The organism is Alcaligenes aquatilis (assembly GCF_003076515.1).
Classification (GTDB): Bacteria; Pseudomonadota; Gammaproteobacteria; order Burkholderiales; family Burkholderiaceae_B; genus Alcaligenes; species Alcaligenes aquatilis.
Window position 1 is genome coordinate 1,257,933 of record NZ_CP022390.1, and the last position, 16,127, is coordinate 1,274,059.

The following is a 16,127-nucleotide window of genomic DNA, read 5'->3' on the forward strand; positions in this document are numbered from 1 at the left end:
CTCCTGAGAATATCTGACTAAATCTGGGTTCCGGCTCGCATCGGCACGAAGCGAACCGCATCAAGTTCTTCACGACGCCACGAAGCCTGTCCGGTGCGTTCCACCAAAACCAGGCGCTGTTGTGTCGTACCTTCAGGGGCGATCAGCCTCCCCCCCAATGTTAATTGTTCCAATAAGGTTCTGGGAATGACCGGACCGGCTGCCGCCACAACAATAGCATCATACGGGGCTGCCGCAGGATAACCTTGCATTCCGTCACCAAACAGTATTCGAGCACGTTGCGACAGACCTAATTGACGCATGTGATCGCGGGCCATATCGCACAAACCTTTGATGCGTTCCACGGCGTACACTTCTTTGACCAATTGTGCCAAAACAGCGGCCTGATAACCACACCCGGCGCCGACTTCCAATACTTTATTCGGTATTTTCTGGTCACACACCAAACTGATCATATGAGCCACGACCCAAGGCTGGGAGATGGTCTGCGCAAAGCCAATGGGCAAGGCATCATCTTCATAGGCCCGACTGGCCAAACCTTGATCAACAAACTGATGGCGAGGCACTACCTGCATGGCGGCCAACACCCGTTCATCGGTAATTCCCTGTCGGCGTAAGCGCTCAATCATCATGCCACGCGAGCGTTCCGAGTTCAAACCCAGATTGACACTTGTTGACACTTGCGGTGACAAATTGACCGACGGTGTCGGTTGTAACTGACCCCGTTGCACGATGCGCGTATTGCTGTTGCTGGCAGACAAGCCACTGCCCAGGCTGGACTTGCCAAACCGGTTCCGTGTCCCATCCGCGAAGGGATAGCGTTTGCCGGGTTTGCTTGTCATTGCACCCAGTCCCGCAAACCAGCCAGTTGATCGTGATTCGTCAGATCTGCCCGCAAGGGAGTAATCGACACCGCACCGCTTTCAATCGCTCCGAAATCCGTTCCCTGCTCGCTATCGGACACGCCACCTACACGACCAATCCAGTAGACGGGTTCGCCATAAGGAGTCTGGCTTTTCACCACCGGCTCCGAGGGGTGGCGCTTGCCCAAGCGCGTCACCTGCATACCTGTCAGGGCTTCATACGGCAGGCACGGAATGTTCACGTTCAATAAGGTATTGGCCGCCAGTGGCTGCTTCTGACACCGCTGCACCAAGTCCCGTGCCACGCGCGCCGCGCTGTCCAGGTTTTTCCAGCCCCGTTCGATCAGGGAAAAGGCAATCGCGGGAATGCCGAATAAATGGCCTTCCATCGCAGCAGCGACCGTGCCCGAATACAAAGTGTCATCACCCATATTGGCGCCATTATTGATACCGGACACTATCAGATCGGGACGGAAGTCCAGCAAACCGGTCAGCGCCACGTGGACACAATCAGACGGTGTACCATTCACAAAATAAAAACCATTGCTGGCCTGGCGCAGCGACAAGGGACGATTCAAGGTCAGGGAATTGCTGGCACCACTGCAATTGGTCTCAGGTGCAATGACAGTTAGCTCGCCCAGCCCTTGCAAAGCTTCATACAACGCCTCGATACCGGCTGCTGTATAGCCATCATCGTTGGAGACCAGAATACGCATGCTTACTTTTCCGTTAAAAATCTAACAGGGGCAGCAAATTGTACCCGCTGCCTTTGGTATTTTGCTGCAAGGCCGGTAGAATCCGCGCAACAATAATTGTGGAGCTCAATCCTCATGAACGCCGTTTCTTTTGCTGTGGCTGTACCGCTTGTCGCCCTTTTATCCTACTTGCTGGGGTCTTTGCCGTTTGCCGTAATCGTCAGCAAGATCATGGGCTTGCAAGACCCTCGCACCTTTGGTTCGAAAAATCCGGGAGCCACTAATGTACTACGTAGCGGCAATAAAAAAGCAGCCATTCTGACCTTGTTGGGCGATGCCTTCAAAGGCTGGCTGGCTGTCTTTCTGACCCAACAGGCCATCAGCAACTGGGGCTGGGCACCCACGTTACTGGGCGTCAGCGCCTTTTTTGCCTTTTTAGGTCACTTATACCCGGTCTTTCTGGGCTTCAAAGGCGGCAAAGGCGTGGCAACCGCGCTGGGTGTCATCCTGGCCCTGCTGCCCTGGCTGGCTCTGGCTACCGCAGCCACCTGGCTGATTATTGCCTATGTCAGCCGTTACTCCTCACTGGCCGCCATTATCAGTGCCGTGTTCGCTCCCTTGTTTTACCTACTCGGTGCCAAGGTGGTCTGGCCCATGAATGCGTCCATTGCCACCGCCCTGGTCCTGATCAGTGCTTTCTTGCTGTGGCGTCACCAAGAGAACATTCGCCGTCTGCTGACAGGCAAAGAAAGCAAGATCGGTTCCAAGAAAAAATAAATACTAACGCTCTGGCGGGGAGACGGGCTGATTTACACAGGCCAGATCCCAGCGAGGCCGAATGGCAAAGCCATGCTGACTATCATCTAACGTCGCCAAACCGTGTTTGACCCGCATGGCCGCCGCAAAAGCAATCATGGCACCGTTATCGGTACAGAACTCCAGCGGTGGAAAAAACACCTCGCCCTTCAAACGCGCCACGGCTTTTTGTAGATACGCCCGCAAGTGGCGGTTGGCACCCACACCACCGGCAACCACCAAACGTTTCAAGCCGGTTTGCTTCAAGGCTTTGACGGCCTTGGCGGCCAACACATCCACAATCGCGGCCTCGGTCGCGGCGGCCAGATCAGCGCGTTGCTGTTCAGTCATCCCGCCCTCTTGCGCTTCCAGCTTGCGCAGGCGCGTCAGCACGGCAGTTTTCAAACCACTAAAGCTGAAATCCAGATCCTTGCTATGCATCATGGGACGCGGCAACTCGTAGACGCTGGGGTCTCCCTGTTCAGCCAGACGCGACAGGGCCGGGCCGCCGGGATAGCCCAGGCCCATCAGCTTGGCGCTTTTATCAAAGGCTTCGCCCGCCGCATCGTCCAGCGTTTCACCCAGCAATTCGTACTGACCCACGCCATCCACGCGCATCAGTTGGGTATGACCACCCGAGACCAGCAAAGCCACAAAAGGAAAGTCCGGACGCGGCTCGGCCAACAAAGGCGAGAGCAAATGGCCTTCCAGGTGATGGATGGCAATGGTCGGTTTCTTCAGCGACCAGGCAATCGACTGCGCCACGCTGGCTCCCACCAGCAAGGCCCCGGCCAGGCCAGGACCGGCGGTATAGGCAATGGCATCGACCTGATCGAGCTGCATATGGCAAGAAGCCAGCACCTGACGTGTCAAGGGCAGGACACGGCGGATATGATCGCGAGAGGCCAGTTCAGGCACCACCCCACCGTATTCACGGTGCATGGCAATCTGGCTGTGCAAGGCATGGGCCAACAAGCCCTGTTCCGTGCTGACCAGCGCCACGCCGGTTTCATCGCAGGAACTTTCAAATCCAAGAATATTCATAGGGCTTATTTTAGCCTGCTGTATTGGGGAAAATAGGAATTTATCCCCTCAAGACAATCAGCGGATAGTGTCGGGGTTGTGCCGATACATCGCGACAAAGGGGGGCGACGCCGTGGCACACTCGTGGTTAAAATCCCGCATCGATAATCTCAAGCTCCGATCGCCTAATAATCACAAGGAGGCTGCCCATGTTTGAACGTCTCTTCAAACTCTCTGAGCATGGCACCAACGTTCGTACCGAGGTCCTGGCAGGTATTACCACCTTCCTGACCATGTCCTATATTATTTTTGTGAATCCAGACATCCTGTCCTCCACAGGCATGGATCGCAACGCTATTTTTGTCGCTACCTGCTTGGCCGCCGCTTTGGGCACCTTCATCATGGCCTTTGTGGCCAACTGGCCTATCGGCATGGCGCCGGGTATGGGCCTGAACGCTTTTTTTGCCTTCACCGTGGTCGCCTCCCTGGGCTATACCTGGCAACAAGCACTGGGCGCGGTCTTTATTTCCGGCGTAATCTTCCTGATCCTGACGGTGACTGGCATCCGATCCTGGCTGATTCGGGGCATTCCCAAATCCTTGCAAAGCGCGATTGCCGCCGGTATTGGTATGTTCCTGGGCCTGATTGCCTTGATGAACTCGGGCATTGTGGTCGCTCACCCCGACACCAAAATTACATTGGGTGACCTGACCCAACCAGCCGCACTGTATGCCATTTTAGGTTTCTTCATTATTGCCGCCCTGGATGCGCTGAAAATACGTGGTGCAATTCTGATCGGCATTCTGGCCGTGACCGTTTTATCTATGCTGACCGGTCATAGCGAGTTCGGTGGCGTAGTCTCCGCCCCGCCCTCTCTGATGCCCACGTTTATGCAACTGGACATCATGGGTGCTCTGCACACCGGCTTTGTCCACGTAATTCTGGTTCTGGTACTGGTTGAAGTGTTTGACGCCACTGGCACCATGATCGGCGTTGCCAAACGTGCCCGTCTGATCGAGGAAGGCAAACCCAATCGCTTGGGTCGCGCCCTTTTAGCCGACAGCACCGCCATTGTGGCCGGCTCGATGTTAGGCACCAGCAGTACCACCGCCTACGTGGAAAGCGCCTCGGGCGTGCAAGCCGGCGGCCGTACCGGTCTGACTGCCCTGACTATCGGCGTGCTGTTTCTGCTGGCCCTGTTCTTCTCGCCCCTGGCGGCTACCGTGCCCAACTACGCCACCGCCCCCGCCTTGCTGTACGTGGCGTGCTTGATGATGCGTGAAATTACTGAAGTGGAGTGGGAGGACATGACCGAGGCTGTCCCTGCTGCTCTGGCTGCCTTTTCCATGCCCTTCACTTACTCGATTGCCAACGGTCTGGCCTTTGGATTTATCAGCTACGTCATCCTGAAACTGACAACCGGCCGCTGGCGCAGTATTCACCTGGCCACGCTGATTGTGGCCATCTTGTTCGTGATCAAATACGCCATCGCTACGGAATGAAAAAGCATGCTTTAAACTCGTTTGGCGCTTTAGGGCTGTCTGGAAAACGAGTACACTGATCACATGTTTAACGAAGCGGCTGAACACCATCAGCCGCTTTTTTATTGCGGAGGCTCCCCCATGAGCATCGTCGAACTGAACGAAGAAACATTCCAGGCAGCAGTAGAAGACGGCAAACCCCTGATCATCGACTTCTGGGCTCCCTGGTGCGGTCCATGCCGCCAATTCGCCCCCGTCTTTGACGCGGCAGCGGCCAAGCACCCCGACGTGACCTTTGCCAAGGTCAACACCGAAGAAGAGCAAGAACTGGCTGCTGGCCTGCGTATCCGCTCCATTCCAACCTTGATGGTATTCCGTGAACGCGTTCTGCTGTTCTCGCAAGCCGGTGCCCTATCCGCTGCCCAACTGGACGATCTGATCGAGCAAGTCCAGGCTGTGGACATGGAAAAAGTCCATGCTGAAATTGCTGCTCAGCAAAATCAGCAGCCTGACCAGGCTTAATCGGCCCAGTTCCACAAAAAACGCCAGACAACTTGTCTGGCGTTTTTTTATGCCTGAGTCTGCATTATTCGCAGTTTTCCAATTCAAGAATCGCAAAACCGCTACGTTTGATTTCATTCTCGACCGGCGCGGAAGCCATTTCCGTATGGCAAAAACGACACTCTCGCGAGGTGAAGCTTTCCACACTCACCCCTTTGGCCTCGAGATAACGCCGACCATAACTCAGGACCTTGTCCATATCCTTGGCCTCATCGCTGACCAAAATATCAAAGTGCATACGCCGCCCGTCAGGACGCACGACGTAGGTATCAAACACGGCAATCTTCATGACAAACCCTTTTCAGCAAAACACCTAATAGGTACACGTAGGCCCGCAAGAGGACGAGCCTTCCTTTTCCATCATCCCCTCTTTCTTGTTTTCTTGGGCCGGGCGACGAGCAATCAACTGCCCGACAAACGCACCCAGACGCAAATCATCCAGATGGCCCAATTCCTTCAAAGCCAGATTGCCATCACGATCAAAAATAATGGTGGATGGCGTGCCGCCCAGTCCCCACTCCTTCATGGTGCGCGGCAAGGGGCCGCTGTCTGAGGGCTGATCAATGGCAATAGGAAAATTCAAGCGATACTCATGGGCGAAGGCTTGCAAGGCTGCCGGGCCCATCACCGCATGATGCTCGAACACGCTATGCAGGCCAATAATGCGCAAATCATCGCGCGAGAACAGGGTATCGAGTTTCTTGGCTTGCGGCAGGCTGTTGATGACACAGCCCGGACAAAGCATCTGAAAGGCAGTGACCACCACAACGCGGCCACGCAAGGATGACAGGCTTAATGGCGCGCTCGTATTGAGCCACTGGCTGGCATGGATCTCGTAGGACATGACATATACCCACAATGCTGACTAAACCCGATCATACCCGCAGGCTGGATGCAGACTTAGAAGGAATCAGAAGTGTTTAGTATGGCCACGGCCCGGACAGCGCGAAGGGACAATCGTCTGGAAAAGATACCTTTTCGTCCAAAAAGGCCCTATCAATACAGATGGCAAGAACAAGCTCATTGCGACCCGGCTTGCTGAACGGAGGATAGCCTACGTTTGCTCCAGGGGCTCACATTCGCCCTGGCCACGCGTCATATTGATAAAGGACTGCTGGAACTCCGTCTTATGCTCGACTGGCAGATTCAATACCCACTGCACGCCTTCAGCGTCGAATTGCTCGTCCTGAACCTGAACGCCAAAACTATCGAAACGGGATTGAATCAAAGCCAAGTCGGCGAAGGAGCAGCGGCAGCGCAAGGCGGCCATGGGAATCAGTTCCTGCTTGTCAGCAAGACGCAAACATTGAGCGGCCACGCCGCCGTAGGCACGCACCAAGCCGCCCGTTCCCAGCTTGACGCCCCCAAACCAGCGAATGACCAGCACCGCGACACGGTCGCAATCTTGCCCTTCTATGGCTTGCAAAATGGGGCGCCCGGCCGTACCTCCAGGCTCGCCGTCGTCGTTAAAGCGGTATTCAGCCCCGATCTTGTAAGCCCAGCAGTTATGCGTAGCATCGGGCACAGCCTTGGCCTGGAAGAAGGCCAAGGCCTGGCTGGCACTGTCTACTGGTGCAGCCAGTGCCAGAAAACGGCTTTTTTTGATGTCCTGCTCAAAGCTGGTGGGCTCACGCAGGGTAAAGACGGCCACCGCTAGCCTCAGTCCTGTTCGCGGCTGGCCAGGTAGTCTTCGTAGCCACCACGGTAATCAACCAGACGGCCTTCAGGCATCACTTCGATAATGCGGGTTGCCACACCGGATACGAACTCACGGTCATGGGACACGAAAATCAGGGTGCCTTCGAACTTTTCCAGGGCCATCTGCAAGGACTCGATCGACTCCATGTCCAGGTGGTTGGTGGGCTCGTCCAGCAACATGACGTTATGCCGGCCCAGCATCAGACGCGAGAAGGTCATGCGGTTTTTCTCGCCACCGGACAACACCTTTACAGGCTTGATGATGTCATCGGCCGAGAACAGCATGCGACCCAGCACAGAACGCAGAGACTGATCGTCGTCGCCCGCCTGACGGAACTGGCTGATCCAGTCAAACACATTGTCTTCGGTGTCGAATTCGTCCGATACGTCCTGAGCCATGTAGCCGATATCGGCGTTTTCGGACCAGACGACCGAACCGCTGTCGGGAGCCAGATCACCAGCCAGCAAACGCAGCAAGGTCGTCTTACCCACACCGTTCGCCCCCACAATCGCAATTTTCTCGCCCGCATCAATCATGGCCGAGAAGTTCTTGATAACGGGATGATCGTAGGATTTGCTCAGCCCTTCGATGGTGACGGCCAGACGATGCAGGACTTTTTTCTGTTCAAAGCGAATAAACGGATTCTGACGCGAAGAAGGTTTGACTTCGATAGTGTCTGCTTTCAAGCGACCAATCTGCTTCAGACGCGACGTCGCCTGACGGGACTTGGACTTGTTGGCGGCAAAACGGCGCACAAAGTCCTGCAGCTCGCCAATGCGCTCTTTGGCCTTGGAGTTGGCCGCCAACACGCGTTCGCGCGACTGCACGGAAGCCAGCATGTAATCGTCGTAATTGCCGGGGTAGACACGCAGTTCGCCGTAGTCCAGGTCGGCCATGTGGGTGCAAACCTGGTTCAGGAAGTGACGATCGTGACTGATGATGATCATGGTGCTCTGGTAACTGTTGAGCACATCTTCCAACCAACGAATGGTATTGATATCCAGGTTGTTGGTCGGCTCGTCCAGCAGCAGGACATCAGGATTGGAGAACAGGGCCTGTGCCAGCAGCACACGCAGCTTCCAGCCCGGAGCAATTTCGCTCATGGGCAACTGGTGCTGTTCGACCGGAATTTCCAGACCCATCAGCAGTTCACCGGCACGGCTCTCGGCGGTGTAGCCGTCGTACTCGGCAAAACGCGCCTCCAGCTCGGCGGCCTTCATGTAGTCTTCTTCCGTGGCCTCTGGATTATCGTAGATGGCATCACGCTCTTGCATGGTGCTCCACATTTCGGTGTGGCCCATCAACACCACATCCAGCACACGTTTGTCTTCGTAAGCAAACTGGTCCTGACGCAGCTTGCCCAGGCGCACGCCCGGGTCCAGCGATACATTACCCCCGCTTGGCTCCAGGTCGCCGCCAATGATTTTCATGAAGGTAGACTTGCCCGACCCGTTGGCACCAATCAGGCCATAGCGGTTGCCTCCGCCCAGTTTGACACTGACGTTTTCAAATAAAGGCTTGGCACCAAACTGGATCGTTAAATTAGCGGTGGAGATCACGTAAACGTACTTTGAAAAAGGTTGAGTTCAACCCAGTAGTGTATCAAGCAGGCGCGAAATCCGTTAGTGTTCGTGCTCATCCAGGACCAGATAAGCCATGCCATCCTCGGTGGCCAGGCCCACTTCCTTGCCAACAGGCAGGCTGACTTTGACCTCCACATGCCCATACGGCAAGCCCGTTACGACTGGAACCTTGACGGTTTCACGCAACCAGCGCACCACCGAATCCATATCGAAACCATTATCCGAAGCGCCCGTTTTGTAGGCCGTGAAACGGCCCAACACCACCGCCATTTGGCGATTCAGAACGCCAGCATGCCAAAGTTGCGTCAACATGCGCTCGACCCGATACGGGGCTTCGCCCACGTCTTCCAGAAACAAGATGCCGCCGTCAATATTGGGAAAATAAGGTGTGCCCAGCAAAGAGCAGACCAGGGCCAGATTGCCGCCCCACAAAATGCCATGGCCATCGACAGCATCCGAATCCTCGGACTCAAAGCTGAACAACTCCAACTCGCCACGCATCAACTCGCCAAACAGCTCGGTGGTCAGCTCATCGGTTTCATCGCCGCCGAAATCGGCAATCGCCGTGGGGCCGGTGTAGCTGATGGCCCCTGTTTGCGCCAGCAAGGCCAGATTGAAGGCCGTGAAATCCGACATGCCCACAAAACGCTTGCCGCTATCGGCCACCGCGCGCCAGTCGATCTGGCCCAGAATGCGGCTTAAACCGTAGCCGCCGCGTGTCGCCATCACAATGGGCTGGGGCTGCTGCAAGGCCCGCTGCACAGCGGCCAGGCGCTGGGCGTCCGTACCGGCAAAGCGTTCGTGCACTTCCAGAGCGTCCGGGTCTATGTCCACGGCAAAGCCCAACTGATTCAGACGCTGGCTTGCCAGCTCCAAACGCTTGGGTTCAAGGATCTGGCCAGAGGGCGAAAACAGGTAAATGCCCGAACTGTCCTGCTGCCCACAATGGCATTGGCCATGTTCGTGGTGATGGTGATGGTGGTCGTGCTCGGGGCTGCTCATGATGAACCTTGATAATAAAGTGCTGATATTTTAGCGAGACTACGGGGTGCCATCCAGCGGCGATTGGACTGTTTGAGCCTGCTTTTGCAACTTCTTTTGTTCCCGTCGTTCGCGGAAAAAATCCCGTAAGGCCTGGGCCGCCTCCTCGGACATCAAACCGCCCGAAACACGGGTGTGGTGATTCAGAGTGGGATGCAAGTGCAAGGACTCCACGCTACCACACACCCCGGTCTTCGGATCGGCTGCCGCCCACACCACGCGTGACAGACGCGCATGCAGCAAGGCTCCCAGACACATCATGCAAGGCTCCAGAGTCACAAACAAACTGGCTCCGGGTAGGCGGTAATTACCGACCTTACGGGTTGCGGCACGCAGGGCCACGATCTCGGCATGCTGAGTGGGATCATGGTCGCAAACCGTGCGATTGGAGCCCACAGACAACAGCCTGCCATCCGCATCCAATAGTACGGCACCGACCGGCACTTCGCCGATGCTGGCTGCCAGTTGAGCCTGTTCCAGGGCTAAAGCCATCGCCTGAGCATCACTCAAAACGTCACTGTCTGTTTGCGGTGGTAAGCTAGTTGGCATTGTCACATCCATTGCGTTATTCAAACCCTGTCGGCACAGCAAAAGGGTCATTTTACTGTCTATGCAGAACACTCCTGATTCTCACGCTATTTTGCGTGTTCGAGGCCTGAGCAAACAATACGCAAACGGGCATCAAGCCCTGCACGCTTTAGACCTGGATATCTGGCGAGGCGAAATCTTTGCCTTGCTCGGTGCCAACGGCGCAGGCAAAACCACCTTGATCAGCATTATCTGCGGGCTGGTCAATCGCAGCAGCGGCACCGTCCTGGTAGATGGGGCAGACAATGTCACCGACTACAAGCGCGCCCGCCAGAAAATTGGCTTAGTGCCACAAGAGCTGAGCGCCGACTCCTTCGAGACCGTCTGGAATACCGTCAGTTTCAGTCGTGGCCTGTTTGGCAAAGCCGCCAATCCGGCCCTGATTGAACAGATTCTGAAAGACTTGTCCTTGTGGGATAAAAAAGACAGCCCCTTGATTACGCTCTCGGGCGGCATGAAGCGCCGCGTACTGATTGCCAAAGCGCTTTCTCACGAACCTGAAATCCTGTTTCTCGATGAACCGACCGCCGGTGTGGACGTGGCCTTGCGCCAAGGCATGTGGGCCTTGGTCAAGCGATTGCGTGATCAAGGGGTCACCATTATTTTGACCACCCACTACATCGAAGAAGCCCAGGAAATGGCGGACCGCATTGGCTTTATCAATAAAGGCTCACTGCAACTGGTCGAGACCAAACATAATCTGATGCGCCGCCTGGGCGGCAAAACCCTAAGTTTGACTTTGGCTGAGCCGCTCAGCGCCCTACCCGCCTCGTTGGGTTCACTGGGCCTACAGACCTCCGCGGACGGCATGAGTCTGCTCTACCCCTTGAACAACCGCGACCAGGAACACGATTTGAGCAGCTTGCTGGCGGCTATCGGCCAAGCAGGGCTGAACATTACCGACATCCATACCCGTGAACGCAGTCTGGAAGATATTTACGTTGAGTTTGTAGGGGCACAATCATGAATTGGTACGCCATTCTGGCTATTTACCGCTACGAAATGTCGCGCACCCGTCGCACACTGCTGCAAAGCATTGTGGCACCCGTGATTTCTACCGCCTTGTATTTTGTGGTGTTCGGCGCTGCCATCGGCCATCGCTTCAATGAAATTGGCGGTGTGCCCTACGGCGCATTTATTGTGCCTGGGCTGACCATGCTGTCAGTGCTGACGCATAGCGTCTCCAACGCCGCCTTCGGGATTTACTTTCCACGCTTTACCCGCAATATCTACGAGATTCTGTCAGCGCCCATTTCCCACTTTGAAGTGACCCTGGCCTTTGTCGGTGCAGCAGCCACCAAGTCGTTGTTTCTGGCGGCCATCATCCTGATTACGGCGCGCTTGTTTGTCCCTTACGAGATTGCCCACCCCGTCTGGATGCTGTGCTTTCTGGCACTGACCGCCCTGACCTTCAGCCTGCTGGGTTTCATTATTGGCATCTGGGCCGACAATTTTGAAAAACTACAGTTTGTGCCCATGCTGATTCTGACCCCCCTTACCTTTCTGGGCGGCACTTTCTACTCTATCGACATGCTGCCCGAATTCTGGCAAAAGCTGACCTTGCTGAATCCAGTGCTGTACCTGATCAGCGGCTTTCGCTGGAGCTTTTTTGATCTGGCCGATGTGAATGTGTGGCTGAGCCTGGGGATGACACTGCTGTTTTTAAGCGTGTTTCTGGGCGTGGCTGCCTGGATTTTCAAGACGGGATACCGGTTGCGGCCTTGACCTCTCTCGCGATCACACATAAAAAAACCGGCCTGAAAAGGCCGGCAAGGTTGGAACAAAGTCTTTTATCAAGGGGGGGATTCAGGAAACACAGTAGTGCCCACAGCGATCACCATCTCCCCCATCTGTTGATAAAACGCCCGTCTGTGCTCCACTTGGCGTGTTTCGGAGCTTAGCCACCAGTAATCAATAGATTGGATCGTGTTAGGTGAGGCATGCTCCAACATTTCCCGTAGAAAATGCTGGCCTTGCACATCGGTAATATCATCCACCGAGACATCGTTATTCTCCGCGAATACAGGATTCAGCACCACCTTGCGCTGCGCTTTGTCCAGTACAAACACATATTGATCCTGGCGCCTGAACTCGCCCTGTTTATTACGGAATTTACGTAGCGCGGCTACAGGATCAGCAAAGTATTCGCTCATCGCCTGCTCCAGCATTTGCTTGGCCTGTTCCTCGGTTGGGTAGCCAGGAAAAAACCCGACGGCAATCACCATCCCATCCACGACCTCAAAATACGTAATTTTGACTTCATGCTTGCCTTCATTAGGATTAAACCAGTAGTACTCAATACTCCCGGACTGGTTTTGTTTCGCCAACACTAACATCTGGCTAAAAAAAGGCTGCCCGGCATCGTCCGTTTCACTCAATACGTTCTGCCCTATCAAGCCCGCCGACCAGCCACCGCTAGACAACATCTGGCCCGCAAGACTCACGCTATATACGTATAAATCACGGTCAATAAAGGCCGGATCGTGTGTGAAATCATTCACCGCTTGGGGGCCGTTCTGGCGTATGTGCGCTATCGCCTTGTCCAATAATTGATGCGCGCGCTGTTGTTGCGCTCCAATCGTGGTAGGCAGCAAGCCTGTTGCCTGCGCCACACCGGGCGCGCCAGCCTGTACGCCACTCGCGCACGTTAGCGACGCCCCGACCACTACCGCAGCCAGAAAGTTATGCACAATACTCATCTCAATACCCCATTAATCCAGGTAACCAGAGTGATAGACCAGGGGTGAAAGCGATGATAAAGACAGCCACTACCAACACCAGAATAAATGGCAATGCTTTGACTACGACTTGTTCTACGGTCGCTCCCCCTATGCCCGATGCCACAAACAGGTTTTCTCCTAATGGCGGTGTAATAAAACCCACAGACAAGGTACAAATCACCACAATCCCAACGTGCGTAGGGTCTACCCCCAACATATACGTCACAGGCAGTAACACGGGCACCAAAATCATGATGGCAGCCAGTGTTTCCATGAACATGCCCACGAACAGCAAGAAGACAATCAGGATGGTCCAGATCAAATACATATTGTCTGTCCAGCCGATCAAGGACTCAGCAATCAAGGCAGGAATACGCTGCTCGACCAGCAAGCGGCCAAATACGGTTGCTGCAAATAAAATCAACAAAACGCGACCCGTAATCCAGGTCGTGGTTCGCAAAGAATTGAATAATTTTATCCAGCTCATTTCCCGATGAATGCAAACACCTACGAACAAGGTATAGACAATAGCCACGACGGCTGATTCTGTAGGGGTAAAGAAGCCCGCATAAATTCCGCCCAAGATAAAGACCGGCGCGAAAATAGACCATATGCCACGGCGCACGGATTTTTTCAAATCCGAAAAACACCACCCCGAACCAATACCTTTATATCCGGACTTACGTGAAATGGCGTAGTTCATTACAAGTATGCTAGATGCCATGATTATCCCTGGAACCACGCCGGCAATAAATAATTTGGAAATGGAAACCGTAGAAAATTGACCATGCAAAGCGATGGCTTCTGCGGGTGGCCGTAATCCCAAGGCCGAGATACCAAAAATCACCATAGGAATAGAGGGTGGAATAATAATTCCCAAACCGCCTGATGATGCCGTTAACGCTGAGGCATAGCTCAAGTCGTAGTTACGCTGCGTCATTGCCGGAATCATCAACATCCCGACAGCCGCAGTGGTGGCAGGGCCAGAACCCGAAATAGCTCCAAAGAACAGGCAAGCAAGAACGGTTGCCATACCCAAGCCACCTGTAACTGGCCCCGCCATTGTTTCTGCAATATCAACTAAACGTCGCGAGATCCCGCCTGCTTCCATCAACGCACCTGCCAAAATAAAGGCAGGCAATGCCATCAAAGGAAAGCTTCCAACTGAGGTAAAGGCAATTTGAACAAAAGAGATGGGGTTTTTCCCAAGGGCCAAAAATGAAAACATGGCGGCGCCGGCCAGCGACACCGTAATAGGCGCGCCTAGCAGCAACAATACAAAAAACCCACCAAACAATAACCCGACAATAGACTGCTCCATGGATTAGGCTCCTTCCACCACGCTATCGCGGGCTTCAGCCCCCTGGCGCTTGATTGCTTCTAATTCTTGACTTTCAGGGTCTACCAGCTCTACATGCTTAAACCAGATCAAATAGTTATTCCACAAAATACGTAGAGACATCAGTAAAAAGGCAACTGGCAACACCATGAAGAAATACTTCATGGGAATACCAGTTGTCTGCGACCTCCAAAACAAATTCATGCGATTAAACACAAATTCGTAACTCAGCCAGGTGAAATACAAGTTAAAGGCCACCCAAAGCAAATCAGCAATAGACTCTGTCACTTTCTTTACAATGGGCGGAAAGAACCTGAACTGAAACGTCACCCGATTGTGTGCTGACATTTTGGCGGCTACGACAGCCCCTAGATAGGCAAACCATACAAACATATAGGTTGCCACCTCTTCACCCCACGGAATACTGTACGCAAAAAACTGCCGCAAAATAATCTGTACAAATAACAGAAGCACAAAGGCGCCAAGCAAGAAAGCACAAATGTATTCTTCTATGTGGTCGACTATGTGTAGCGCTACTCTTTTGATCGTCATACCTGTCTCCAACATCCCGCTTTCACCTGACTGGGGCGTATATCGGGCAGCATCAAGACAGATACCAGCCTACGGCAGGTATCTGCAGCAATTCACGATTTGATGAGAAATAGGGTTTAACGATTCAGCGTGGCCAAAACAGCATCCAAGCGCTCTTTACCGCCAATCGAGTCGTAAAATGCAGGCCACACTTTGGTGGTGGCTGCGTCAATCCAGTCCTGCTCGTTGTTGGCAAGCTCTACGATTTCCATACCCGCTGCTTGCAACTCTTGCTTGATGTTGTCTTCCGTGACCTGGATATATTCGTAGCTGTACTCAGTAGCAGCTTGCCCTGCTTCCAGAATCCACGCCTGGACCTCAGGAGTTTGCGCCTGGAATACTTGCTCGCTCATTACCAATGGTTCTAACGAGAACAGGTAACGAATCGGAGTAATGTACTTCTGCACTTCATCAAACTTCATGGCAGAAATAGTGATGTAAGGATTGTCCTGACCGTCGACCACACCTTGCTGCAATGCGGTGAAGGTTTCGTTCCACGCCATCGGTGTCGGATTTACACCCAAGGCATTATAGAAAGCGATCATCAGCTCATTTTTGGGTACACGAATGATCAAGCCTTTCAGGTCATCCAGGCTGCGTACAGGACGTTTGGAATTAGTCAGAACCCTAAAGCCGGAATACGACCAACCGACAATACGCACACCCGCATCACGAATCGTCTTTTCGGTAAGTTCTTTGCCAACATCACCTTGCGTCAAGGTTCTTGCGTCTTCCAGACTTTGGATTACGTAAGGCATTGTGAGCACAGCCACACTGGGCGAGAACGGAGTGATGTTGTTGATCGCTAGAATCGAGAAATCCAGCAGGCCCATCGCGGCGTCATTAATCGTATCTTGTTCATCGCCCAACTGACTGTTTGGGAACAAATCTGCGGTCACACTACCACCACTTTTTTCTTTTAACTGCTCGGCAAATACTTTGCCCAGTTCATATTGAGTTCCGCCTGCTGCATCACCAATCGCCACCTTGAAGGTGGCAGCACTTGCTGTCGTTGCCAACAACAAACTTGCTACCCAGACAGAACCTGTGAGCCATTTTTTGAGTGTCATCCAAGTCTCCTCCCTCTTTTTCCAGAGGTGTATGTGTCACTACAGCAAAACCAGGCACCAGACTCCTTTTTCCAATGC

At 53.9% G+C, this 16,127-nt stretch carries 18 protein-coding genes; 5 read left to right on the top strand and 13 right to left on the bottom strand.

Annotation, left to right across the window (positions count from 1 at the left end; translation table 11 throughout):
- Positions 1-17 precede the first annotated feature (17 nt).
- Positions 18-842, bottom strand: coding sequence for a protein-L-isoaspartate(D-aspartate) O-methyltransferase (locus tag CA948_RS05820; protein WP_094196890.1), 825 nt, complete (start codon positions 840-842; stop codon positions 18-20).
- Positions 839-1,579 carry a 5'/3'-nucleotidase SurE gene (gene surE / locus CA948_RS05825; RefSeq protein WP_094196891.1) on the bottom strand — a complete coding sequence of 247 codons (741 nt, stop codon included), beginning with the start codon at positions 1,577-1,579 and terminating at the stop codon, positions 839-841. Before surE ends, CA948_RS05820 begins: the two co-directional genes overlap by 4 nt.
- A gap of 114 nt (positions 1,580-1,693) precedes the next feature.
- On the opposite strand from surE, the gene plsY reads away from it, so the two are divergent.
- A complete protein-coding gene (gene plsY, locus CA948_RS05830) occupies positions 1,694-2,335 on the top strand; it encodes a glycerol-3-phosphate 1-O-acyltransferase PlsY (protein ID WP_094196892.1) in 642 nt (213 codons plus the stop codon).
- Between the two features lie 3 nt (positions 2,336-2,338).
- Here the strand turns inward: plsY and tsaD are convergent, their stop codons facing one another.
- Positions 2,339-3,397, bottom strand: coding sequence for a tRNA (adenosine(37)-N6)-threonylcarbamoyltransferase complex transferase subunit TsaD (gene tsaD, locus CA948_RS05835; protein WP_094196893.1), 1,059 nt, complete (start codon positions 3,395-3,397; stop codon positions 2,339-2,341).
- Positions 3,398-3,585: 188 nt separating this feature from the next.
- Between tsaD and CA948_RS05840 the strand changes: the two genes are divergently transcribed.
- Together CA948_RS05840 and trxA are read left to right on the top strand one after the other, a co-directional pair.
- Positions 3,586-4,878, top strand: a complete 1,293-nt coding sequence (locus CA948_RS05840; RefSeq protein WP_094196894.1) for an NCS2 family permease — start codon at positions 3,586-3,588, stop codon at positions 4,876-4,878.
- A gap of 120 nt (positions 4,879-4,998) precedes the next feature.
- Complete coding sequence (trxA, locus tag CA948_RS05845) at positions 4,999-5,379, top strand: thioredoxin (protein ID WP_094196895.1); 381 nt, start codon at positions 4,999-5,001, stop codon at positions 5,377-5,379.
- Between the two features lie 64 nt (positions 5,380-5,443).
- Here the strand turns inward: trxA and CA948_RS05850 are convergent, their stop codons facing one another.
- The 6 genes from CA948_RS05850 to tadA all read right to left on the bottom strand — a co-directional run bounded on the left by CA948_RS05850 (position 5,444) and on the right by tadA (position 10,290).
- Positions 5,444-5,707 (bottom strand): DUF2024 family protein, encoded by a 264-nt coding sequence (locus CA948_RS05850; protein WP_094196896.1) that lies wholly within the window; start codon positions 5,705-5,707, stop codon positions 5,444-5,446.
- Positions 5,708-5,731: 24 nt separating this feature from the next.
- Positions 5,732-6,262 (bottom strand): peroxiredoxin family protein, encoded by a 531-nt coding sequence (locus CA948_RS05855; RefSeq protein ID WP_094196897.1) that lies wholly within the window; start codon positions 6,260-6,262, stop codon positions 5,732-5,734.
- 210 nt (positions 6,263-6,472) lie between these two features.
- Complete coding sequence (locus CA948_RS05860; protein ID WP_094196898.1) at positions 6,473-7,069, bottom strand: IMPACT family protein; 597 nt, start codon at positions 7,067-7,069, stop codon at positions 6,473-6,475.
- A gap of 8 nt (positions 7,070-7,077) precedes the next feature.
- Complete coding sequence (locus CA948_RS05865; RefSeq protein ID WP_094196899.1) at positions 7,078-8,676, bottom strand: ABC-F family ATPase; 1,599 nt, start codon at positions 8,674-8,676, stop codon at positions 7,078-7,080.
- Between the two features lie 63 nt (positions 8,677-8,739).
- Entirely contained in the window at positions 8,740-9,702 is a 963-nt protein-coding gene (locus tag CA948_RS05870; protein ID WP_094196900.1) for an LD-carboxypeptidase, read from the bottom strand.
- A gap of 39 nt (positions 9,703-9,741) precedes the next feature.
- The gene (tadA, locus tag CA948_RS05875; protein WP_166727010.1) at positions 9,742-10,290 is read right to left on the bottom strand and encodes a tRNA adenosine(34) deaminase TadA; all 549 of its coding nucleotides are present in this window, start codon (positions 10,288-10,290) and stop codon (positions 9,742-9,744) included.
- A gap of 61 nt (positions 10,291-10,351) precedes the next feature.
- On the opposite strand from tadA, the gene CA948_RS05880 reads away from it, so the two are divergent.
- Complete coding sequence (locus CA948_RS05880) at positions 10,352-11,296, top strand: ABC transporter ATP-binding protein (protein WP_094196901.1); 945 nt, start codon at positions 10,352-10,354, stop codon at positions 11,294-11,296.
- Positions 11,293-12,054, top strand: coding sequence for an ABC transporter permease (locus CA948_RS05885; protein ID WP_094196902.1), 762 nt, complete (start codon positions 11,293-11,295; stop codon positions 12,052-12,054). Before CA948_RS05880 ends, CA948_RS05885 begins: the two co-directional genes overlap by 4 nt.
- A 68-nt stretch (positions 12,055-12,122) precedes the next feature.
- On the opposite strand, the gene CA948_RS05890 is transcribed toward CA948_RS05885, so the two are convergent.
- The 4 genes from CA948_RS05890 to CA948_RS05905 form a co-directional block, all read right to left on the bottom strand.
- Complete coding sequence (locus CA948_RS05890) at positions 12,123-13,028, bottom strand: cache domain-containing protein (RefSeq protein ID WP_108727560.1); 906 nt, start codon at positions 13,026-13,028, stop codon at positions 12,123-12,125.
- Position 13,029: 1 nt separating this feature from the next.
- The gene (locus CA948_RS05895) at positions 13,030-14,370 is read right to left on the bottom strand and encodes a TRAP transporter large permease (RefSeq protein ID WP_108727561.1); all 1,341 of its coding nucleotides are present in this window, start codon (positions 14,368-14,370) and stop codon (positions 13,030-13,032) included.
- Positions 14,371-14,373: 3 nt separating this feature from the next.
- Positions 14,374-14,940, bottom strand: a complete 567-nt coding sequence (locus CA948_RS05900; protein WP_094196905.1) for a TRAP transporter small permease — start codon at positions 14,938-14,940, stop codon at positions 14,374-14,376.
- Between the two features lie 116 nt (positions 14,941-15,056).
- Complete coding sequence (locus tag CA948_RS05905; protein ID WP_094196906.1) at positions 15,057-16,049, bottom strand: TRAP transporter substrate-binding protein; 993 nt, start codon at positions 16,047-16,049, stop codon at positions 15,057-15,059.
- Between the last annotated feature and the right edge of the window lie 78 nt (positions 16,050-16,127).

Excerpts from the sequence above, each read along its gene's own strand:
- CA948_RS05820 (WP_094196890.1), bottom strand. The coding sequence starts at position 842 with ATGACAAGCAAACCCGGCAAACGCTATCCCTTCGCGGATGGGACACGG.
- surE (WP_094196891.1), bottom strand. The coding sequence starts at position 1,579 with ATGCGTATTCTGGTCTCCAACGATGATGGCTATACAGCAGCCGGTATC.
- plsY (WP_094196892.1), top strand. The coding sequence starts at position 1,694 with ATGAACGCCGTTTCTTTTGCTGTGGCTGTACCGCTTGTCGCCCTTTTA.
- tsaD (WP_094196893.1), bottom strand. The coding sequence starts at position 3,397 with ATGAATATTCTTGGATTTGAAAGTTCCTGCGATGAAACCGGCGTGGCG.
- CA948_RS05840 (WP_094196894.1), top strand. The coding sequence starts at position 3,586 with ATGTTTGAACGTCTCTTCAAACTCTCTGAGCATGGCACCAACGTTCGT.
- trxA (WP_094196895.1), top strand. The coding sequence starts at position 4,999 with ATGAGCATCGTCGAACTGAACGAAGAAACATTCCAGGCAGCAGTAGAA.
- CA948_RS05850 (WP_094196896.1), bottom strand. The coding sequence starts at position 5,707 with ATGAAGATTGCCGTGTTTGATACCTACGTCGTGCGTCCTGACGGGCGG.
- CA948_RS05855 (WP_094196897.1), bottom strand. The coding sequence starts at position 6,262 with ATGTCCTACGAGATCCATGCCAGCCAGTGGCTCAATACGAGCGCGCCA.
- CA948_RS05870 (WP_094196900.1), bottom strand. The coding sequence starts at position 9,702 with ATGAGCAGCCCCGAGCACGACCACCATCACCATCACCACGAACATGGC.
- tadA (WP_166727010.1), bottom strand. The coding sequence starts at position 10,290 with ATGCCAACTAGCTTACCACCGCAAACAGACAGTGACGTTTTGAGTGAT.
- CA948_RS05880 (WP_094196901.1), top strand. The coding sequence starts at position 10,352 with ATGCAGAACACTCCTGATTCTCACGCTATTTTGCGTGTTCGAGGCCTG.
- CA948_RS05885 (WP_094196902.1), top strand. The coding sequence starts at position 11,293 with ATGAATTGGTACGCCATTCTGGCTATTTACCGCTACGAAATGTCGCGC.
- CA948_RS05890 (WP_108727560.1), bottom strand. The coding sequence starts at position 13,028 with ATGAGTATTGTGCATAACTTTCTGGCTGCGGTAGTGGTCGGGGCGTCG.
- CA948_RS05895 (WP_108727561.1), bottom strand. The coding sequence starts at position 14,370 with ATGGAGCAGTCTATTGTCGGGTTATTGTTTGGTGGGTTTTTTGTATTG.
- CA948_RS05900 (WP_094196905.1), bottom strand. The coding sequence starts at position 14,940 with ATGACGATCAAAAGAGTAGCGCTACACATAGTCGACCACATAGAAGAA.
- CA948_RS05905 (WP_094196906.1), bottom strand. The coding sequence starts at position 16,049 with ATGACACTCAAAAAATGGCTCACAGGTTCTGTCTGGGTAGCAAGTTTG.